The sequence below is a fragment of the Streptomyces sp. HUAS MS02 genome (genome assembly GCF_055702265.1).
The window spans coordinates 6,656,381-6,676,211 of sequence record NZ_CM146747.1 but is presented as its reverse complement, the minus strand read 5'-3'; the positions used below and the strand labels follow the sequence as shown (position 1 = coordinate 6,676,211).

Here is a 19,831-nt window from a genome sequence, read left to right as displayed (position 1 = left end):
TTTCCGTACTCATTCCGAGATGACGGAAACCGGCCGCACAACGACCGGAACACCGACAGAAGCGGGCAACTACCCCCCGGACGTGTCCAGTTCGGCTTCCTCGCCCACGCCCGCGCAGTCGTAGGGATCCTTGAGCCAGCCGTCGGGCAGGACGACGCGGTTGTTGCCGGAGGTGCGGCCGCGCGGGCCGTCGGCGCCGGTGGGCCAGGGCTGGTCGAGGTCCAACTCGTCGAGGCCGGCGCGGAGTTCGGCGAGGGAGGAGGTGATGGCGAGCCGCTTGCGCATCTCGGAGCCGACGGCGAAGCCCTTGAGGTACCAGGCGACGTGCTTGCGGAAGTCGACGACCCCCTTGGACTCGTCCCCGATCCACTCACCGAGCAGGGTGGCGTGCCGGACCATGACGTCTGCCACCTCGCGCAGCGACGGACGCGCGATGTCCTCGGTACGCCCCTCGAAGGCCGCCACCAGGTCGGCGAAGAGCCACGGCCGGCCCAGGCAGCCGCGCCCCACGACCACTCCGTCGCAGCCGGTCTCGCGGACCATGCGCAGCGCGTCCTGGGCGGACCAGATGTCGCCGTTGCCGAGGACGGGGATCTCGGGGACGTGCTCCTTGAGGCGGGCGATGGCGTCCCAGTCGGCGGTGCCGCCGTAGTGCTGGGCGGCGGTGCGGCCGTGCAGGGCGATCGCAGTGACGCCCTCCTCGACGGCGATCCGGCCGGCGTCGAGGTAGGTGATGTGGTCGTCGTCGATGCCCTTGCGCATCTTCATGGTGACCGGGAGGTCACCGGCGCCGCTCACGGCCTCACGGAGGATGGCGCGCAGCAGGTTCCGCTTGTACGGGAGGGCCGAGCCGCCACCCTTGCGGGTCACCTTGGGGACCGGGCAGCCGAAGTTGAGGTCGATGTGGTCGGCGAGGCCCTCCTCCGCGATCATGCGGACGGCCTTGCCGACGGTCGCCGGGTCCACGCCGTACAGCTGGATCGAGCGCGGCTTCTCGGTCGCGTCGAAGTGGATCAGCTGCATGGTCTTCTCGTTGCGCTCGACCAGCGCCCGCGTCGTGATCATCTCGCTGACGAACAGCCCCTTGCCACCGCTGAACTCCCGGCACAGGGTGCGGAAGGGCGCGTTGGTGATCCCGGCCATCGGGGCCAGGACGACGGGCGGGGTGACGGCGTGCGGGCCGATCCGCAGCGGGGCCGGGGCGAGGGACACGGGCGTGGACATTCCCCCATTGTCACGCACACGGACGCATGCTCGCCATTCATTAGTTAGGCGCACTATTGAGTCGGGCGTACGATGGGGCGCATGCCGGAGCTCAGCCGCCGCCACCGTCTGCTGGTGCTCACGATCTGCTGCACCAGCCTCCTGATCGTGAGCCTGGACAACACCGTCCTGAACGTCGCCCTGCCCTCCATGCAGCGCGACCTGAACGCGAGCCTCGCGGGGCTCCAGTGGACCATCGACGCCTACACCCTGGTGCTGGCCGCGCTGCTGATGCTGGCCGGCTCCACCGCGGACCGGATCGGCCGCAAGCGGGTCTTCATGGTCGGCCTGGTCGTCTTCGCCCTCGGCTCCCTGCTGTGCTCCCTCGCCCCGAACCTCGAATCGCTGGTCGCCTTCCGGACGGTGCAGGCGGTCGGCGGCTCGATGCTCAACCCGGTCGCGATGTCGATCATCACCAACACATTCACGGACCCGCGCGAGCGGGCCCGCGCGATCGGTATCTGGGGTGCGGTGGTGGGCATCTCGATGGCCGCCGGGCCGATCATCGGCGGACTCCTCGTGGAGTCGGTCGGCTGGCGCTCGATCTTCTGGATCAACCTGCCGGTCGGGCTGGCCGCACTCCTGCTGACCTGGCGGTACGTCCCCGAGTCCCGCGCCCCGAAGGCCCGCCGCCCCGACCCCGTCGGCCAGCTGCTCGTCATCGCGCTGCTCGGCTCCCTCACCTACGCGATCATCGAGGCGCCGACCGCGCCGGTCGCCGAGACCCTCGCCCTCGGCGGTGTCGCACTCGCCGCGTTCCTCGGCCTCCTGCGCTACGAGCCCCGGCGCGCGGAACCCCTCATCGACCTGCGCTTCTTCCGCTCGGCACCGTTCAGCGGAGCGACGGTGACCGCGGTCAGCGCGTTCGCCGCGCTCGGCGGCTTCCTGTTCCTGTCGACGTTGTACCTGCAGAACGTACGGGGCCTCGACGCCCTGCACGCCGGGTTGTGGATGCTCCCGATGGCACTGCTCTGCTTCGTCTGCGCGCCGATCGCCGGGCGGCTGGTCGGCAGCCGGGGCCCGCGCCTGCCCCTCCTGATCGCCGGGGTCGCGATGACCGCGAGCGGGGTGCTCTTCGCCGCGTTCGAGGCCGAGACCGGTGACGTCACCCTCGTCATCGGCTACGTCCTGTTCGGCCTCGGCTTCGGCTTCGTCAACGCGCCCATCACCAACACGGCCGTCTCGGGCATGCCGCGCGCCCAGGCCGGTGTCGCCGCCGCGGTCGCCTCCACCAGCCGCCAGATCGGCCAGACGCTGGGCGTCGCGGTGATAGGCGCGGTGCTGGCGGCGGGCATCGGCTCCTCCTCGTACGCCGACTCCTTCGTCGCGGCGGCCCGCCCCGCCTGGTGGATCGTCGCGGTGTGCGGCTTCGCCGTCCTCGTCCTGGGCGCGGTCACCACGGGCGCGTGGGCGCGGGAGACCGCCGCGCGTGCGGCGCGGCGGTTGGAGGCGCCGGAGGTACGGGACGCGGCGGGTTCGCTCCGCTAGGCGGCCGGGTGCGTATGGGGGTGCGCTGCGCTGGTGGGCGGGTTCGGGTTCGTCGTGGTTGCTCGCGCAGTTCCCCGCGCCCCTCAAAGCGTGGGCGCGCCCCGTGCCTTTCAAGGGGCGCGGGGAACTGCGCGAGCAACCCCACCGGGCCGCACCTTGTTCTCTAGCAGTCCCCTGCCCTCCCCCGTTCCTTCTCCCTCTCCAGGGCCATCGCGAGCAGTTTCTCCATGCGGCGGCGGGTCTCCTCGTCGGCCGGTACGTACGTCACCATGCGCGGGCCGGGGCGGGGGCCGAGCCAGAGGTCGGTGTGGTCGACGTCGAGGAGTCCGACGTGGGCGTTGCGGTACTGCTTGCGCTTGTTGAAGGTCTCGACCACCTCGTGCCGCTCCCACGCCGCGCGGAACTCGGCGGACTCGGTGCGCAGCCGCTTGAGCAGGGTCTTCCAGGCCGGGTCGGTCAGATGGTCGGCCATCGCGGCGCGCAGCTTGCCCGCGAGGAAGCGGGTGGTCTCCTCCAACTGGACCATGGAGGCACGCCATTGCGCGTGGGTGTAGGCGAGGATCATGCAGTTCATGTCCTCGGGCGGCACCTCGGAGAGGTCGCAGAAGAGCAGCCCGAAGGTGCGGTTGTGGGCCAGGATGTCGTAGCGGCTGTTCTGGATGGACGCCGGAATCGGCTCCAGCTGTTCCAGCAGGGCGTACTGGGCGTCGGTGATCGCGTGGCACCGCGTCCCCGGCGCCGGATCGGCGGCCCCGGCCAGGTTGAAGAGGTGGGCGCGCTCCCCGGGGTCCAGGAGCAGGGCGCGGGCCAGGGCGTCGAGGACCTGGCCGGAGACATGGATGTCGCGGGCCTGCTCCAGCCAGGTGTACCAGGTGACACCCACCGCGGAGAGCTGTGCGACCTCCTCGCGGCGCAGTCCCGGCGTACGCCGGCGGCGGCCCCGGGGCAGGCCGACCTGCTCGGGGGCGATGTGCTCGCGCCGGTGGCGCAGGAAGGCGGCGAGTTCGTGCCGCCGGATCACCGACTCGGGGGCGGCGGGCGGACGTTCGGGCGTCCCGGTCCGGGGGTGTGCCGTCGTCTCCGGTGCGGACGTGGTCGTCATGCCTCCAGGGTGCCGCCCTGCGGATCCTGTTGCCAGGTACCGCCAGTACCAGGATGAAGAGACTCTGGTACCAGTCTGAGCGGCGCGTGAACCTGGTCCATGTGACCGAGAGCCTTACGACACCGCCCCCGGCATCGACCCCGACTTCGACACAGTCCGGCGGCCCGTCCCCCGGCTCCCCCGCCGCCCTGGGCGACCTGGGGCTCTTCACCGTCCTGCTCGGCGCGGCGCTGCCCCTCATCGACTTCTTCATCGTCAACGTCGCCCTGCCGACGATCGGCCGGGACCTCACCGCGAGCGAGGCCGTGCTCGAACTCGTCGTCGCCGGGTACGGCGTCTCGTACGCCGTACTGCTGGTGCTGGGCGGCCGGCTGGGCGATCTGTTCGGCCGGCGGCGGCTGTTCCTGTGGGGCATGGCCGCCTTCGGGCTGACCTCGCTGGCGTGCGGGCTCGCGCCGGACGCCTGGACGCTGGTCGCCGCGCGGGTCGCGCAGGGCGCCGCGTCCGCCGCGATGCTCCCGCAGGTGCTCGCCACCATCCAGTCGACGACGGCCGGCGCCCGCCGGGCCCGTGCCATGAGCCTGTACGGCGCCACGGCCGGGCTCTCCATGGTGGCCGGGCAGATCCTGGGCGGGGTGCTGGTCTCGGCCGACCTCGCCGGCACCGGTTGGCGGTCCGTCTTCCTGGTGAACGTGCCGGTGGTCGTCCTCGGGCTGCTCCTCACCGCCCGCGCGGTGCCCGAGACCCGCTCGGCCCGCCCCGAGCCGGTGGACGGCCCCGGCACGGTCCTGCTGGCGGTCTCCCTCCTGACGCTGCTGGTCCCGCTGACCGAGGGCCGGGCGGCCGGCTGGCCCCTGTGGACCTGGCTGGGACTGGCCGCGTTCCCCTTCGCCGCGACCGCCTTCTACCTCGTCGAGCGGCGCGCCGACCGTCTCGGCCGTACGCCGCTGGTGCCGCCGAGCCTGTTCCGGCTGCTCTCGCTGCGGCGGGGGCTGGTGATGATCCTGCCGTTCTCGATCGGGTTCAGCGGGTTCATGTTCGTGATCGCGGTGGCGCTGCAGGAGGGTGCCCGGCTCGGGCCGACGGCGGCGGGGCTCGCGCTCTCCCCCATGGCGGTGGTGTTCTTCGTTCTCTCGCTGGCCGGGCCGCGCCTGGTGACGCGGTACGGCACCCGCGTGGTGACGGCGGGCGGTCTGATCCAGGGCGTGGGTCTCGCCCTCGTCGCCCTCGCCGTGGGGCGGGCCTGGCCCGAGCCGGACTGGCCGCTGCTGCTCACCGGCGTGGCGGTCGCGGGCGGTGGTCAGGCGCTCCAACTCCCCATCATCTTCCGGATCATCCTCTCCGAGGTCCCGCCGGCGCGGGCCGGCGTCGGCAGCGGAGTGATGATCACCACCCAGCAGTCCGCGCTGGCGCTGGGCGTGGCGACGCTCGGCTCGCTGTTCCTCGGGCTGGTGCCGGGGATGGGGATGCGGGACGCGCTGGTGACGACCCTGCTGGTCCAACTGGCCGGAGTGGCCCTGACGGTGGGCCTGAGTCTGCGGCTGCCGCGCGCGGTGGGGTGACGCCGAGCGGCGGTGGCCCCGAGCAACGGGGGATTTCCGATGAGTGCCTGAGGTAACGCCTGGGACAACTCCTCGGTCGATCCGCCCTGTTGATGTTGGTCTTGCCGCACACTCCTCACGGGCCACACGAGCCTCGCGGACCGTACGGCTGGAGACCTCATGCAGCAGATCAACACGAGCAAGGTGACCCGCTGGGACCAGCACGGCCGGGAACACACCGTGCGGATCCAGCGCTCGGGAGTGCAGCGCACGATCAGATGCGACACCTGCGGCTGGCGCCGGGGCGCACAGTTCCTGCCCTGGCTGAAGGCCGAGGAACACCTCGCCGAGGCCCACCAGGCGACGGTGGACCCGACGGACTCGTGACCGCCGAAGGTCCACAGGGGCTCCCTCCACAGGTCCGCGGGCCGGCGCGGTTCCTCAGGGCTGGACAGTTCCTTGGGCCTCCGCGGTTCCTCAGGCCCCTGCCGGTCAGGCCAGTTGGTCGAGTTCCTCGGCGACCCGGTCCATCACGTGCTGCCAGTGGGCCCGCTGGCGTTCCCGCTCCTCCGGGCCCGCCATGCGCTCCTGGTGGAAGACGAGCACCGATCTGCCGCCACCGGCCGCCGAGACGGCGACCTGGACGGTCGTGTCGCCGTAGGTGACGCGTATACGGTCGCCGGGGCGATAGCCGCGCACCTCGCCCGTGGCGCCCGCGTCGGTCTCGTACCCGGCGCCGCGCTCCGGAGTGAGCCGCGCCCCGGCCCCGAGCCACAGCTCCAGCCCGCGCGGCCCGCTGATGAACTCCCATACGGTGGCGGGCGATTGGGGCAGGGTGCGGGAGACACCGACCTGCCAACCGGCGTCCTTGGTGAGTCCGGTGGATCGAGCGGACATGGGGATCACCCTCTCTGGGACTTCTGCCGTTCTCTGAGGCTTCGGCCGTTCGCTAGGGCTTCTGCCGTACGCGGTGGGCGCGGACCTTGTGGCGGTTGCCGCAGTGCTCCATCGAGCACCAGCGGCGGCGGCCGGGGCGTGAGGTGTCGACGTAGAGGAGGTAACAGCGGTCGCCGGCGCACATCCGGACCCGCTCCGCGTACGGGCCGGTGAGGAGGTCGACGGCGTCGCGCGCGACGGTGGACAGGAGCTGCGCGCCGGTCGCCGTGCCGGCGGCCCAGCCCCGGGTGCCGTCGGCACGGATCGCCGGGGCCAGCGGGGGGCGGGCCGCGGCCTCGTTGACGAGGTCCAGGTCGGCGGTGTCCGCCGGGGCGATGCCCAGCTCGGGGAGTCCGGCGCCGCCGACGACATGGGAGACGACCGTACGGGTCAGCGCGTCGCGCAGCCGCCGGGCGCACGCCACGTCGTCCGCCGTCACGTGGAGGGTGGGGGGCGTGGGGGTGAGCCGGGACTGTTCGACCCATTCGAGCAGGTCATCGGGGGTGTGCAGCACCTCGTGACGGGTCAGGGCGCCGGGGCCGCCGGTGACGAGCAGCTCCAGGCACAGGGCGCCCGGATCGAACCGGTAGACGTGCCCGGAGTAGGAGCGGAGCCGGATGCCACCCGGTGCCGACACCTCCGACACTCCCGACACCCCCTGCGCAGCCGATGCCCTGGACGCCGTACCCATGTAACCAATATAACCGGTTACATGGCTTCGACCACCGCACTGAACTGGAAACTGGTCATCGACACGCGGGACGCCCAGCCCCTGGCCGACTTCTGGGCCGCGGCGCTCGGATACGAGGTGGAGGACCCGAGCACCCTGATCACCCACCTCCTCGCCACGGGCGACCTCCCCGAGGCGGCGGTGGCCGAGCACCACGGCCACCGTGTCTTCCGCGGCTACGCCGCCGTGCGCCACCCCGACGACCCGTACGACCCCTTCACCGGCATCGGCAAGGGCCGCCGTCTCCTCTTCCAGGACGTCCCCGAGCCCAAGACGGTCAAGAACCGCCTCCACATCGACGTGCACGCGGGCCCCGACGGCCTGGAGGCCCTGGCCACCCGCCTGGAGACCCTGGGCGCCACCCGCGTCGAGGAGTTCGACCGGGGCCCGGCGGGCCACTGGTGGGTCATGCGTGACCCGGAGGGCAACGAGTTCTGCGTGGCGTAACCGGCGGCACGGCGCCCCGGTCGGGACGGCGGCCTCAGCGGGCGCTCAGGCCCCGTACCACCAGGTCCACGACCGCCTCGAACTGGGCCTCGATGTCCGGCTGGCGCCAGGTGGGGGCGTATGAGGGGTCGTGGAAGCGGGCGGTCGCATGGAAGACGGCCCGGGCGGTGCGGGCCGGGTCGGCGGGCGCGAACGTCGAAGCGTCCACACCGGCGCGGACGATGTGGGCCAACTGGTCCGTCAGCTCGGCGATGTGGGCGCCCACCGCCTCGCCGTTCTCCTCGGTCAGGACCTGGTACGTGGCGAACAGCTCCGGGTCGTCGCCCGCCTTGCGGCGCTTGGCCTCGAAGAGCGCGGCCAGCCAGGCGCGCAGCCGGTCCTCCGGGTCGCGGTCCTCGGCGGCGAGGGCGGTCAGGGTGGCCGTCGTACGGTCCAGCCAGCGCTTGGTCACCGCCTCCCGCAGCAGCGCCTTCGTCCGGAAGTGGCGGTAGACGCTGCCGTGGCTGACGCCGAGCGCGCGGGCCACGTCGACCACGGTGGCCTTGGCGGGCCCGTGGCGGCGCAGGACCTCCTCGGTCGCTTCGAGGATGCGCTCGGCGGTCAGGATCTCGGAGGTCGGTGCCATGGTGGGAACCGTACCCGGCGGCGGGATCAGTGCTCGCTGTCGAGGTGTGCCATCTGGGCGGCGGGGTAGCGGTCGCCGGCCGCCGCGTCGGCCGGTACGGCGCCCTCGATCGCGGCGAGGTCGGCCGCGTCCAGGGTCACCTCCAGCGCGCCCAGCGCCTCCGCGAGGCGGTCCCGGCGGCGGGCCCCGACGAGCGGGACGATGTCCTCCCCGCGCGAGAGCACCCAGGCGATCGCGATCTGGGCCACCGACGCGCCCTTCTGCTCGGCGACCTTCCGCAGGGCGTCGACCAGGTCCAGGTTGTGCTGGAGGTTCTCCCCCTGGAAGCGGGGCGAGAAGGACCGGAAGTCCCCGGGCTCCAGCCGGCGGTCGCGGGTGAAGTGGCCGGAGATCAGGCCGCGGGACAGGACGCCGTACGCCGTGACCGCGATGCCCAGTTCGCGCGTGGTCGGCAGGATCTCCCGCTCGATGCCGCGCGAGATGAGGGAGTACTCGATCTGGAGGTCCGCGATCGGGGCCGTGGCGGCCGCGCGGCGGATGGTGTCCGCGCCCACCTCGCTCAGGCCGATGTGGCGGACGTGCCCCTTCTCGACCAGTTCCGCGATCGCGCCGACCGTCTCCTCGATCGGCACGCCGGGGTCGACCCGCGCGATCCGGTAGACGTCGATGTGGTCGGTGCCGAGGCGCTGGAGGGAGTAGGCGGCGAAGTTGCGCACCGCCGCCGGACGGCCGTCGTATCCGTACCAGCCGCCGTCCGCGTCCCGCAGCGCGCCGAACTTGACGCTGGTCAGGGCCTGCTCCCGGCGGGCCGCGGGCGCGGTGCGCAGGGCTTCGCCGATCAGGAGTTCGTTGTGGCCCATGCCGTAGAAGTCGCCGGTGTCCAGCAGGGTGACCCCGGCTTCGAGGGCCGCGTGGATCGTCGCGAGGGACTCGGCCCGGTCGGCGCCCGCGTACAGCGCGGACATGCCCATGCAGCCGAGGCCGAGGGCGGAGACCTGGGGGCCGGTGGATCCGAGGGTGCGGGTCCGCATCGTCGTCGTCATGGCTCCACGATGACATGACAGCTGACAGATTTCAATATCTGTCAGCTGTCATGTGTCAGCCGCCTGGGTTTCGCAGATCGGTCACCTGTCGCCCGGCGCGCTCACGGCCGGGCGTCCGTCAGCCCTGTCGCAGCGGTATCGCCAGGTCCACCACCTGGCGGCCCTTCGGGAAGGCCCCCGCCGAACTCGCCTTCCCTGTCAGCAGGTTGACGGCGAACAGCCGCGCCCCCGTCACCGCGTACCCGGCGTTCACCCCGCTTCCCGCCGAGCTGTAGATGTCGAACCCGGCGTTCAGCGGGGCGTCGACGCCGAGCTTGCCCGTGGGGGCGAGGTTGCCCGCGTTGGCCGGGGACTGGACGGAGATCTGGTCCTGGGCGGTGTCCAGGTCGAAGAGGGTGGTCGCGGTGGCGGCGTCGAGGTCGTTGTTCGTGTACGCGGCCCCGGTCACCCCCCGGGCGGTGACGCCGGCCGTGGCGGGCGGGACCGGCGGGTTGACGAGGGTGCCGTCGACGGCCGTGGTGCCGGCGGCCGGGGCGCCCTGGGGGTCGTCGAGGTTGTGGCGGAGGTTCTGGCCGGTGTCGCTGATCACCCGGAGGCGGTTCGCGGCGGGGTTGAAGTCGACGCCGTAGGCCGTGCCCTGGAGGGCGACGGTGAGCTGGGAGACCTTGGTGGCCTTGGCGCCCACCTCGCGCAGGGTGTAGACACCGCCCTTGTCGCCGACGCCGTACAGCTTGTTGTTCTGGACGCGGTAGTCGATGCCGACGAGCCGGGTGTCGCCCTTGAGACCGCGGACCTTGCCGAGCGGGACGGCGGCGGCGGGCTTGTCGACGCGGAAGACGACGAGCCGCTGGTCGGTGGTGAGACCGACGGCCTTCAGCCCGCCGGGCACCTTCGCCCCGCCACCGAGGACACCGCCCTTGGACTCGACACCGGCCCCGGTGCCGGTCCCCGTGCCGGAGGAGTCGCTCGCCGCGACCTCCGTCGACGCCGCCGATCCGTCCGACGCCCCGGACCCGCCCAGTGCCCCGGCGCCGACGGCACCGACCGTCCCGATCGCCACCGCCATGGTCAGTGCGCCGATGACCGCTTGCTTGCGCATGAACGCCCCCGTGAAGATGCGCGGCCCGCCCTCTGCGGGCCGTGTGCCCTCTCCTTCGGAACCGACGACGGGCCCGGATTGGTGGGTCGTAGGAGATTTTTTCCGGAACTTCGGAAGTTCCCCCGACGCTCCGTTGGACACCATTCATCCGCCCTCGGAGAATTCGAGGTGTCTGCCGTCGGCCCCCTCACCGGCCGCGCGACCCTCAAGGAGGGCGTATGACGATCCGTATCGCCACCTTCAACGCCGAGAACCTCTTCCGCCGGCCGACCGTGTTCGGCCTCGACGACGACGAACGGCGCAAGGAGATCCTGGACGACTTCAACGAACTGGTCGGCCTCCTCGACAAGGAGATCTACCAGGACTCGGACAAGGAGCGGATCACCGAGCTGATCGTGAAGCACGACGCGCACAACTCACAGGCGGGCGACCGCCGGCCGTTCTTCATCAACCAGCCCCGCGGTGGCGCCAAGCTCTTCACGGTCCCCCAGTCGGGCAGCCCGGCCGTCAAGATCGTCGCCAAGGGGCGCCCCAAGTGGTCGGGTTGGGCCGAGATGCTGCGGGACGACATCAAGTGGGAGGCGGTGGAGAACACCGCCCGGGTGATAGCCGAGGTGAACGCGGACATCCTGCTCACCGTCGAGGTCGAGGACCGGCTGACACTGGACCGCTTCAACACCCAGGTGCTGGGCGGCACGGTGGGAGGCACGCCGTATCCGTTCAACCTGCTCGTCGACGGCAACGACATCCGTGGCATAGACGTCGGCATACTCAGCCGGTTCCCGATCACGTCCGTGCGGTCGCACATCTTCGACCTCGGCGCGAACGGCCGACCCGTGTTCAGCCGGGACTGCCCCGAGTTCGAGGTCGAGGTCGCCGGTGAACCGCTGTGGATCCTCGGCAACCACTTCAAGAGCAAGGGCTTCGGAAGGGCCTCCGAGAACGACGAACGCCGCAAGGCCCAGGCCACACGGGTCCGGGAGATCTACGAGGCGGCGCTCGCCCACTCTTCCCGGGTCGTCGTGGCCGGCGACCTCAACGACTCCCTCGCGAGTCCCCCCGTCAAGCTCCTCCTCGACGCGGGCCTGCGCGAGGCCATGACCCACGAGAGCTACGGCACCCAGCCCCCGGGCACCCACGGCACCGGCAAGCGTGACGAGCAGAAGCTCGACTACCTCATGTTCAGCCCGGAGTTGTGGGACCGGGTCACGCACGTGGGCGTGGAACGCCGGGGCATCTGGGCACCGAGGACCTTCCCGTCCTTCGCCACGGTCACCTCGAAGGTCGACCAGGCCTCCGACCACGCGGCCGTCTTCGCCGACCTGGACCTGTAAAACGCCGAGTTCCCCGCGCCCGTGAGGGCCGAAGGGCCCTTCAAGGAGCGCGGGGAACTGCGCGACCAGCCACGAACGAAGCCGCAGCCGCTCAATCACTCAAGCCGGGCAGACGCTCACGCGCCCACGAGCCGAGCGGCAAGGTACCCCTCGATCTGGTCGAGAGACACCCGCTCCTGCTTCATCGAGTCCCGCTCACGCACGGTCACCGCGTTGTCGTCGAGCGTGTCGAAGTCGACGGTCACGCAGTACGGCGTACCGATCTCGTCCTGACGGCGGTAACGCCGACCGATCGCACCCGCGTCGTCGAACTCGATGTTCCAGTTCTGCCGCAGCGCCGACGCGAGCCCCTTCGCCTTCGGGGACAGCTCGGGGTTGCGGGACAGCGGGAGGACCGCCACCTTCACCGGGGCGAGACGGTGGTCGAGGCGCAGCACCGTCCGCTTCTCCAGCTTGCCCTTGGCGTTGGGCGCCTCGTCCTCGGTGTAGGCGTCGAGGAGGAACGCCAGCATCGTGCGGCCGACACCGGCCGCCGGCTCGATGACGTACGGCGTGTAGCGCTCGCCCGCCTCCTGGTCGTAGTACGACAGGTCCTGGCCGGAGGCCTTGGAGTGCGCGCCGAGGTCGTAGTCGGTGCGGTTGGCGACGCCTTCCAGCTCGCCCCACTCGCTGCCGCCGAACTGGAAGCGGTACTCGATGTCGGCGGTGCGCTTGGAGTAGTGGGAGAGCTTCTCCTGCGGGTGCTCGTACCAGCGCATGTTGTCTTCACGCAGACCCAGGCCGGTGTACCAGTTCCACCGCTCCTGCATCCAGTACTCCTGCCACTTCTCGTCCTCGCCCGGCTTGACGAAGAACTCCATCTCCATCTGCTCGAACTCGCGGGTGCGGAAGATGAAGTTGCCGGGCGTGATCTCGTTGCGGAAGGACTTGCCCATCTGGGCGATGCCGAACGGCGGCTTGCGGCGCGAAGTGGTCTGCACCTGGGCGAAGTTGGTGAAGATGCCCTGGGCGGTCTCGGGACGCAGGTAGGCGATGGAGCCGGTGTCCTGGGTGGGACCGAGGTGGGTGGAGAGCAGACCCGAGAACTGCTTGGGCTCGGTGAACTGGCCCTTGTTGCCGCAGTTGGGGCAGTTGATGTCGGCCAGGCCGTTCGCCGGGGCGTGGCCCTTCTTCTCCTCGTACGCCTCTTCCAGGTGGTCCGCGCGGTACCGCTTGTGGCACGAGGTGCACTCGGTGAGCGGGTCGGAGAAGGTGGCGACGTGGCCGGAGGCCACCCAGACCTCGGAGGCCAGGATGACGGACGAGTCGATACCGACCACGTCCTCGCGCGACGTGACCATGTAGCGCCACCACTGACGCTTGATGTTCTCCTTGAACTCGACACCCAGCGGTCCGTAGTCCCAGGCGGCACGCTGGCCGCCGTAGATCTCGCTGCACGGGAATACGAAGCCACGGCGCTTGCTCAGGCTGACGATGGTGTCGATCTTGTCGGCGGCCACGGTGCTCTCTTCATTACGACGACGGGCGACGAAGCGATGCGCTCCTGGAGGAAGCGGACGCGCTTCAGAGCGAATGCTTCAGGTTACCGGCGGGGGCTGCCCTCGGATCAAATCGGTTCGGAGAAGGAGACGGCCGATGCCGGACAAACGCCTTACCAAGGGCTTACCACCAGGCTTGTTGACAATCGTTTCCAGACAAGATGAAAATGACTGTCATGAACGTAGTACGACGACGCCTTCTGATACCCGCGGCGGCGACCGCGGCCGCCGCTCTCGGCCTCACCACTCTCACCGCGTGCGGCGGCGACAGCGCCGCCGCGGGCAACACCGACAAGTTCGACGTCGTCGCGTCGTTCTACCCGATGGCCTTCCTCGCCGAGCAGATCGGCGGGAAGCACGTGAACGTCACCAGTCTGACCCAGCCCGGCCAGGAGCCGCACGACCTGGAGATCAGCGCCAAGCAGACGGCCGCGCTCCAGGAGTCGGACGCCGTGCTCTACCTCAAGGGCCTGCAGCCCTCCGTCGACGAGGCGGTCGCGCAGTCCGGCCACGAGACGAAGATCGACGCCGCCACGCTGACCGACCTGGAGCACCACGGCAACGAGGTCGGCGGCCACTCCGCCGAGCACGACGAGCACGAGAACGAGGAGCTTGAGGGCAAGGACCCGCACATCTGGCTCGATCCCGTGAAGTACGCCGAGGTCGCCAAGGGTGTCGGCGCCGCCTTCGAGAAGGCCGACCCGGACCACGCGGACACCTACAAGACCAACACCGAGGCCCTGGTCGAGAAGCTGGGCGCGCTGAACGACCAGTTCGCAGGCGGGCTGAAGGACACGAAGACCAAGGTCTTCATCACCACCCACGCCGCCTTCGGCTACCTCGCCGAGCGCTACGGCCTCACCGAGGAGGCCATCTCCGGTCTCGACCCCGAGTCCGAGCCGAGTGCCGCCCGGGTCAAGGACCTTGAGAAGATGGCGAAGGCCGACGGTGTGACCACGGTGTTCTACGAGACACTGGTCAGCGACAAGACCGCGAAGACCATCGCCGCCGACGCGAACCTGAAGACCGACGTCCTCGACCCGATCGAGGGCATCACGGAGAAGTCGCGCGGCAAGGACTACTTCGCGGTCCAGGAAGCCAACCTCAAGGCCCTCCAGACGGCCCTGGGAGCCAAGTGACCTTGTTGATCATCCGGAGGCAGCAGGCATGACCGAGCCCGTCATCGCGTTGCGCGGCGTCCGCGCCGAACTGGGCTCGCGCACCGTCCTGCGCGGCATCGACCTCACCGTGCGCAGCGGTGAGGTCGTCGCGCTGCTCGGCGCCAACGGCTCCGGCAAGTCCACCGCCGTCCGCACGGTGATCGGGCAGGTGCCGGTCAGCGCCGGCGAGATCGAGCTGTTCGGCACCCCCCGGCGCCGCTTCCGCGACTGGCGGCGCGTCGGGTACGTGCCGCAGCGCACCACGGCGGCTGGCGGGGTCCCGGCGACGGTCACGGAGGTCGTGGCCTCCGGCCGGCTCTCCCGCACCCGCCTCGGCATCTTCCGCAAGGCCGACCGCGAGGCGATCCGGCACGCCCTGGACATGGTCGGCATGGCGGACCGCGCCAAGGACTCGGTGAACGCCCTCTCCGGCGGCCAGCACCAGCGCGTCCTCATCGCCCGCGCCCTCGCCTCCGAACCCGAGCTGCTGATCATGGACGAGCCGATGGCGGGCGTCGACCTGGCCAGCCAGGAGGTGCTGGCCGCGACCCTGCGCGAGCAGGTCGCCCAGGGCACGACCGTGCTGCTGGTCCTGCACGAACTCGGTCCGCTGGAGCCGCTGATCGACCGCGCGGTCGTACTGCGCGACGGCTGTGTCACCCACGACGGCCCGCCCCCGAAGGCGGTCGGCCAGCACGCGCTGCCCGGCCACGACCACGTCCACCCGCACTCGGCACCGGGCGCCGAGCCCGTCCGTACGGGTCTGCTGAGCTGAGAAGGCACCCACGATGGAATTCCTCGACTACGCCTTCATGCAGCGGGCCCTGCTCGCCGCCGTTCTCGTCGGCATCACCGCGCCCGCGATCGGCATCTACCTCGTCCAGCGCCGTCAGGCCCTGATGGGCGACGGCATCGGCCATGTCGCGATGACCGGCGTCGGCCTCGGCTTCATGCTCTCCTGGTCGCCGGTGTGGATGGCGACGCTGGTGTCCGTGGTGGGCGCGGTGCTCATGGAGCTGATCCGCTGGTACGGCAGGACGCGCGGCGACATCGCGCTCGCCATGCTCTTCTACGGCGGCATGGCCGGCGGTGTGATGCTCATCAACCTCGCGCCCGGCGGCACCAACGCCAACCTGATGTCGTTCCTCTTCGGCTCGCTGTCGACCGTGTCGCAGGAGGACATCACCGCGATCTGCGTGCTCGCCGCGTTCGTGATCGTGATCACGCTGGCGCTGCGCCGGCAGCTGTTCGCGGTCAGCCAGGACGAGGAGTTCGCCCGGGTCACCGGTCTGCCGGTGCGGGCGCTGAACCTGCTCACGGCGGTCACGGCGGCGGTGACCGTGACGGTCGCCATGCGCGTCGTCGGACTGCTGCTGGTGTCCGCGCTGATGGTGGTGCCCGTCGCCGCCGCACAGCAGCTCACCCGCAGTTTCGCGGCGACCTTCGCGATCGCCGTCGCGCTCGGGGTGACCGTGACGATCGGCGGCACGGTCACCTCGTACTACCAGGACGTGCCGCCCGGCGCGACGATCGTGCTGCTCGCCATCGCCGCGTTCATGGTGCTGACCGCGCTGGCGACACCGCTGGCCAGGCGCCGCGCGCGGGCCCTGGAGACGGCGCCCGGGGACCCGGCGGAGTGCGGGGTCCCGCAGGCCCGGGAGGCCGCCGGGACAGGTGTGGCGAAGGACACGGTTCCGGCCGCCCGGGGCTCCGTGGAGGGGTCCGCGGGATGACCGGCGGCTGAACGGGGTCGGCGGGGGCTGGCACAATGGCCCCCGCGAGACCGCTACGTGAGGAGGCAACGGTGACGACCGCCGGACCTGTACGAGGTCGTTCCACCCGCCAGCGGGCGGCCGTGGCCGCGGCACTGGACGAGGTCGACGAGTTCCGCAGCGCGCAGGAACTCCACGACATGCTCAAGCACAAGGGCGACTCGGTCGGGCTCACCACCGTGTACCGCACGTTGCAGTCCCTCGCCGACGCGGGCGAGGTCGATGTCCTGCGCACCTCCGACGGCGAGTCCGTGTACCGCCGCTGCTCGACCGGCGAGCACCACCATCACCTGGTCTGCCGGATGTGCGGCGCGGCCGTGGAGGTCGAGGGCCCCGCGGTCGAGAAGTGGGCCGACGCGATCGCCGCCGAGCACGGCTTCGTGAACGTCGCGCACACGGTGGAGATCTTCGGCACCTGCGCGGACTGCGCGGCCAAGACGTCGTAGGGGGCGCCCTGGGCCCACCGGGCCCGTCTCCCGCGCCCAGGGCGCGTCGGCGGGTGCGGGTGCGTGGGGCTTCTCGCGCAGCTCCCCGCGCCCCTGAAAGGCCGGGGGCTTCGCCCCGCGCCTTTCATCCCGCGCCCCCGCCCTACAGCCGGGTCAGGCCCTCGCGGGTCAGCACGGCGCGGAGTCGGTCGGCGTCCGCGGGGGTCGCCAGGCCGCGCTTGGGGAGCACGGTGAGACGGGGCGCGTGGGCGCCGCTGAGCAGGACGAAGGTGTGCGGGGTCTCCGCGTACCGGGAGACCTGGGACCAGCGGGCCGGGCGCTCGGTGCCCCGGTCGTGCGCGACCGTCACGCCCCACGGGTCCAGCACGGCGCGGTGCTGCCCGAGGGCCGCCGCCCGCCGGTGCAGGAGGCGGGCCTGGAGCCGCGGCAGCAGGACGAGGCCGCCCGCAGCCGCCATCGGCATCACCAGGGCCCGCGCGTCGGGCACGGCGCCCAGGGCGAGCGTCACGACCGCGACGAACAGGCCCGCCCCGGCGGCGAACAACAGCAGTCCCCGGCCCCACCGGCCGGCGGCCGAGGCGCGCGTGGAGACGCGTACCGCCTCGCGGAAGTCCCCGACCGCCGCCCGGTACACCAGCTCCACGTTCTCCCCGCCGGCCCGCGTCACGGTCAGCCCTCCGCCCGGTCCTCCGTCCGGCCCTCCATCGCGGCTTCCATCGCGAGGAGTTCCTCGTTCGGGACGGCGCCGCCGAAACGGCGGTCGCGGGAGGCGAACTCCACGCACGCCCGCCACAGGTCGCGGCGGTCGAAGTCGGGCCACAGCACGTCCTGGAAGACCATCTCGGCGTAGGCGCTCTGCCAGAGCAGGTAGTTGGAGGTGCGCTGCTCGCCGCTGGGGCGCAGGAAGAGGTCGACGTCCGGCATGTCCGGGTAGTAGAGGTACTTCGCGAAGGTCTTCTCGGTGACCTTGGAGGGGTCGAGGCGGCCCGCGCGGACGTCCTCGGCGAGGGCCTGGGCCGCGTCGGCGATCTCGGCCCGGCCGCCGTAGTTCATGCAGAAGTACAGCGTCAGCAGGTCGTTGTCCTTGGTCTGCTCCTGCGCGACCTGCAGTTCCTTGGCGACCGACTTCCACAGCTTCGGCATCCGGCCCACCCAGCGGACCCGGATGCCGAGTTCGTCGAGCTGGTCGCGGGTCTTGCGGATGAAGTCGCGGTTGAAGTTCATCAGGAAGCGGACCTCGTCGGGCGAGCGCTTCCAGTTCTCGGTGGAGAAGGCGTAGAGGGAGATGTTGCGGACGCCGACCTCGATCGAGCCCTGGAGGACGTCGAGCACGCGCTCGGCGCCGACCTTGTGGCCCTCGGTGCGCGGCAGCCCGCGCTCCTTGGCCCAGCGGCCGTTGCCGTCCATGACGATCGCCACGTGCTCGGGGACCAGCTCGCCGGGGAGCTTGGGCGCGCGGGCGCCGGACGGGTGCGGCGTCGGCGCCTTGTACTCGCGGCGCTGACGCCCGAGGAACCCGCGTACCACCATGTGCTTCTCGTCTCCTTAGGGGTGCCGGTGGGTCGGTCGTGCCTACGACTTCTCCACGTACCGAAGGGAGCGCAGGCCGCGCTCCAGATGCCAGTGCAGATAGGCGGACACCAGCCCGCTGCCCTCCCTGACGTGCCGCGGCTCGCTCGCGTCCGCGGTCTCCCAGTCTCCCGTAAGGAGCGCGGCGAGCAGTTCCAGCGTCTGTGGCGAGGGTACGACGCTGCCGGGCACCCGGCAGTCCACGCAGACGGAGCCTCCGGAAGCGACGGAGAAGAAACGGTTCGGGCCGGGCATGCCGCACTTGGCGCAGTCGCTGAAGGTGGGGGCGTAGCCGTTGACGGCGAGGGAGCGCAGCAGGAAGGCGTCGAGGACCAGGTGCGGGGCGTGTTCGCCGCGGGCGAGGGTGCGCAGCCCGCCGACGAGCAGCAGGTACTGCTGCACGGCGGGCTCGCCCTCGTGGTCCGTGAACCGCTCGGCGGTCTCCAGCATGGCCGTCCCGGCGGTGTAGCGGGCGTAGTCGCTCACGATGCCGCCGCCGTAGGGAGCGATGGTCTCGCTCTGGGTGCACAGGGGCAGCCCGCGTCCGACCAGCTCGCTGCCCCGTGCGAAGAACTGCACGTCCACGTGGGAGAAGGGTTCGAGCCGCGCCCCGAACTTGGACTTGGTCCGCCGTACCCCGCGCGCCACGGCCCGCACCCGCCCGTGCCCACGGGTGAGCAGCGTGATGATCCGGTCCGCCTCACCCAGCTTCTGGGTGCGCAGCACGACACCGTCGTCCCGGAAAAGGCTCATGCCGCCCATTCTCGCCTACGGCCCGGGCGCGGCGGGACCTCGTCCGGCGGTCACCTCTTCAAGGGACCTCGCCCCGGCTGCGTGCGTTCTCGTAGGCCGTCGCGGCCCGCAGCCGTTCTATGGTCGTCGCGGCCCGTACGACCTCGGGGGCGCAGTCCCACTCCCTTCCGCCGCCGACCGGCCGGAGCTGTACGTAGGGCCCCTCGTGGCCCATGACGCGGCCGACCTGCCCGGTGCGGGTGTCCACCGCGTAGGTGCCGATCGCCGGTTTCCTCCCGTTGCCGTTCACCGCAGGGCCGCCGCCGAGAGGCCCGGCGACGGCAGAACAATTCCCGCCTTTTCGGCCGTCCGCCGCAATTCCTCCACCGATTCCTCCGCCTCTTCGACGCGCCCGCCGAGTACCGTCCCCGAGCCTTCTCCACCTGCCTTCACGGTGCTCCCCCGCGCCATCGAATTTCACTCTTCGCATCTCCTCGATGACCCGCTGTGTCTAAACTCAGCTGGAGTCTGTCCCGCACAACTCCGGGTCGACGCGGACGCGTTGAATTCGCCCGCCGACCCCCGCGGACCGGTGGACACATCCCGTGAATTCGTCACACTCCACCGATCCGCCGGCTCCGCGCACGAGGAGGCCGGCCGACAAGGTGTGGAAGAACAAGCGGGTGCGGGAGCTGGAGGCCTCGTCGTCGGCCGGCTGGCGGAGGCGAGCGGCCGGCCCGATCGGGAGGAGTTCCTCGCCCTCGACGACCTCCTCGGTCCGCTCGGCGCCGGCGCGGACCGTCGGCCGGCCTTCCAGGCGTCGTACCCCGTGCACGCGTAGCCCGGCGGTCCTCACAGCATCGCCACATGTGGTCCTCACACACGTGGGGAATCTCCGCGTCGTCCCCCTAAGATTCCCTTCGGTTGCCCCGTTTTCCGACAACTCCGCGGCGCATCGCGCGGCATGGGAAACCACTCGCCGTACACGAGCGTCGGACGGTGCGTG

General features: G+C 71.2%; 22 protein-coding genes. 10 read left to right on the top strand and 12 right to left on the bottom strand.

Features of this window, described 5'->3' with window-relative positions; all coding sequences use genetic code 11:
• Positions 1-69: 69 nt before the first annotated feature.
• Positions 70-1,224, bottom strand: a complete 1,155-nt coding sequence (gene dusB / locus ACZ9QC_RS28755; RefSeq protein ID WP_472915757.1) for a tRNA dihydrouridine synthase DusB — start codon at positions 1,222-1,224, stop codon at positions 70-72.
• An 81-nt stretch (positions 1,225-1,305) separates the two neighbouring features.
• Here dusB and ACZ9QC_RS28750 point away from each other — a divergent pair, with 81 nt between their 5' ends.
• Positions 1,306-2,751: an MFS transporter gene (locus ACZ9QC_RS28750; protein ID WP_472915756.1), complete on the top strand. Its 1,446-nt coding sequence runs from the start codon at positions 1,306-1,308 to the stop codon at positions 2,749-2,751.
• Positions 2,752-2,914: 163 nt separating this feature from the next.
• Here ACZ9QC_RS28750 and ACZ9QC_RS28745 read toward each other — a convergent pair whose 3' ends face one another.
• A complete protein-coding gene (locus ACZ9QC_RS28745; RefSeq protein WP_472915755.1) occupies positions 2,915-3,853 on the bottom strand; it encodes an MmyB family transcriptional regulator in 939 nt (312 codons plus the stop codon).
• A gap of 101 nt (positions 3,854-3,954) precedes the next feature.
• Between ACZ9QC_RS28745 and ACZ9QC_RS28740 the strand changes: the two genes are divergently transcribed.
• Positions 3,955-5,415 (top strand): MFS transporter, encoded by a 1,461-nt coding sequence (locus tag ACZ9QC_RS28740; RefSeq protein ID WP_472915754.1) that lies wholly within the window; start codon positions 3,955-3,957, stop codon positions 5,413-5,415.
• 159 nt (positions 5,416-5,574) lie between these two features.
• On the top strand, positions 5,575-5,781 hold the full coding sequence (locus ACZ9QC_RS28735; protein WP_184894293.1) for a hypothetical protein: 207 nt from the start codon (positions 5,575-5,577) through the stop codon (positions 5,779-5,781).
• Positions 5,782-5,886: 105 nt separating this feature from the next.
• On the opposite strand, the gene ACZ9QC_RS28730 is transcribed toward ACZ9QC_RS28735, so the two are convergent.
• Positions 5,887-6,291 carry an SRPBCC domain-containing protein gene (locus ACZ9QC_RS28730; protein WP_472915753.1) on the bottom strand — a complete coding sequence of 135 codons (405 nt, stop codon included), beginning with the start codon at positions 6,289-6,291 and terminating at the stop codon, positions 5,887-5,889.
• A gap of 52 nt (positions 6,292-6,343) precedes the next feature.
• A complete protein-coding gene (locus ACZ9QC_RS28725; protein WP_472915752.1) occupies positions 6,344-7,021 on the bottom strand; it encodes a CGNR zinc finger domain-containing protein in 678 nt (225 codons plus the stop codon).
• A 21-nt stretch (positions 7,022-7,042) separates the two neighbouring features.
• On the opposite strand from ACZ9QC_RS28725, the gene ACZ9QC_RS28720 reads away from it, so the two are divergent.
• On the top strand, positions 7,043-7,507 hold the full coding sequence (locus ACZ9QC_RS28720) for a VOC family protein (RefSeq protein WP_472915751.1): 465 nt from the start codon (positions 7,043-7,045) through the stop codon (positions 7,505-7,507).
• Positions 7,508-7,541: 34 nt separating this feature from the next.
• Here ACZ9QC_RS28720 and ACZ9QC_RS28715 read toward each other — a convergent pair whose 3' ends face one another.
• The 3 genes from ACZ9QC_RS28715 to ACZ9QC_RS28705 form a co-directional block, all read right to left on the bottom strand.
• Entirely contained in the window at positions 7,542-8,132 is a 591-nt protein-coding gene (locus ACZ9QC_RS28715; RefSeq protein WP_472915750.1) for a TetR/AcrR family transcriptional regulator, read from the bottom strand.
• Positions 8,133-8,158: 26 nt separating this feature from the next.
• The gene (locus ACZ9QC_RS28710; RefSeq protein WP_472921838.1) at positions 8,159-9,163 is read right to left on the bottom strand and encodes an aldo/keto reductase; all 1,005 of its coding nucleotides are present in this window, start codon (positions 9,161-9,163) and stop codon (positions 8,159-8,161) included.
• Between the two features lie 130 nt (positions 9,164-9,293).
• The gene (locus ACZ9QC_RS28705) at positions 9,294-10,274 is read right to left on the bottom strand and encodes a DUF4394 domain-containing protein (protein WP_472915749.1); all 981 of its coding nucleotides are present in this window, start codon (positions 10,272-10,274) and stop codon (positions 9,294-9,296) included.
• A gap of 218 nt (positions 10,275-10,492) precedes the next feature.
• On the opposite strand from ACZ9QC_RS28705, the gene ACZ9QC_RS28700 reads away from it, so the two are divergent.
• A complete protein-coding gene (locus ACZ9QC_RS28700) occupies positions 10,493-11,608 on the top strand; it encodes an endonuclease/exonuclease/phosphatase family protein (RefSeq protein WP_472915748.1) in 1,116 nt (371 codons plus the stop codon).
• Positions 11,609-11,724: 116 nt separating this feature from the next.
• On the opposite strand, the gene ACZ9QC_RS28695 is transcribed toward ACZ9QC_RS28700, so the two are convergent.
• Positions 11,725-13,107: a glycine--tRNA ligase gene (locus ACZ9QC_RS28695; protein WP_472915747.1), complete on the bottom strand. Its 1,383-nt coding sequence runs from the start codon at positions 13,105-13,107 to the stop codon at positions 11,725-11,727.
• 215 nt (positions 13,108-13,322) lie between these two features.
• Between ACZ9QC_RS28695 and ACZ9QC_RS28690 the strand changes: the two genes are divergently transcribed.
• The 4 genes from ACZ9QC_RS28690 to ACZ9QC_RS28675 all read left to right on the top strand — a co-directional run bounded on the left by ACZ9QC_RS28690 (position 13,323) and on the right by ACZ9QC_RS28675 (position 16,524).
• Positions 13,323-14,285, top strand: a complete 963-nt coding sequence (locus ACZ9QC_RS28690; protein ID WP_472915746.1) for a metal ABC transporter substrate-binding protein — start codon at positions 13,323-13,325, stop codon at positions 14,283-14,285.
• 28 nt (positions 14,286-14,313) lie between these two features.
• Entirely contained in the window at positions 14,314-15,081 is a 768-nt protein-coding gene (locus ACZ9QC_RS28685) for a metal ABC transporter ATP-binding protein (protein WP_472915745.1), read from the top strand.
• A 13-nt stretch (positions 15,082-15,094) separates the two neighbouring features.
• Positions 15,095-16,039, top strand: a complete 945-nt coding sequence (locus ACZ9QC_RS28680) for a metal ABC transporter permease (RefSeq protein WP_472915744.1) — start codon at positions 15,095-15,097, stop codon at positions 16,037-16,039.
• A 71-nt stretch (positions 16,040-16,110) separates the two neighbouring features.
• Complete coding sequence (locus tag ACZ9QC_RS28675; protein WP_472915743.1) at positions 16,111-16,524, top strand: Fur family transcriptional regulator; 414 nt, start codon at positions 16,111-16,113, stop codon at positions 16,522-16,524.
• A 142-nt stretch (positions 16,525-16,666) separates the two neighbouring features.
• Here ACZ9QC_RS28675 and ACZ9QC_RS28670 read toward each other — a convergent pair whose 3' ends face one another.
• The 4 genes from ACZ9QC_RS28670 to ACZ9QC_RS28655 are packed head-to-tail and all read right to left on the bottom strand — an operon-like array spanning position 16,667 to position 19,135.
• Positions 16,667-17,191 carry a YcxB family protein gene (locus tag ACZ9QC_RS28670; RefSeq protein ID WP_472915742.1) on the bottom strand — a complete coding sequence of 175 codons (525 nt, stop codon included), beginning with the start codon at positions 17,189-17,191 and terminating at the stop codon, positions 16,667-16,669.
• A gap of 2 nt (positions 17,192-17,193) precedes the next feature.
• Positions 17,194-18,054, bottom strand: a complete 861-nt coding sequence (locus tag ACZ9QC_RS28665; RefSeq protein WP_472915741.1) for an isoprenyl transferase — start codon at positions 18,052-18,054, stop codon at positions 17,194-17,196.
• A 42-nt stretch (positions 18,055-18,096) separates the two neighbouring features.
• Positions 18,097-18,846 (bottom strand): DNA repair protein RecO, encoded by a 750-nt coding sequence (gene recO / locus ACZ9QC_RS28660; protein ID WP_184894268.1) that lies wholly within the window; start codon positions 18,844-18,846, stop codon positions 18,097-18,099.
• A gap of 58 nt (positions 18,847-18,904) precedes the next feature.
• Positions 18,905-19,135, bottom strand: coding sequence for a hypothetical protein (locus ACZ9QC_RS28655; protein WP_215455351.1), 231 nt, complete (start codon positions 19,133-19,135; stop codon positions 18,905-18,907).
• 357 nt (positions 19,136-19,492) lie between these two features.
• Here ACZ9QC_RS28655 and ACZ9QC_RS28650 point away from each other — a divergent pair, with 357 nt between their 5' ends.
• Positions 19,493-19,666 carry a hypothetical protein gene (locus tag ACZ9QC_RS28650; protein ID WP_472915740.1) on the top strand — a complete coding sequence of 58 codons (174 nt, stop codon included), beginning with the start codon at positions 19,493-19,495 and terminating at the stop codon, positions 19,664-19,666.
• Positions 19,667-19,831 lie beyond the last annotated feature (165 nt).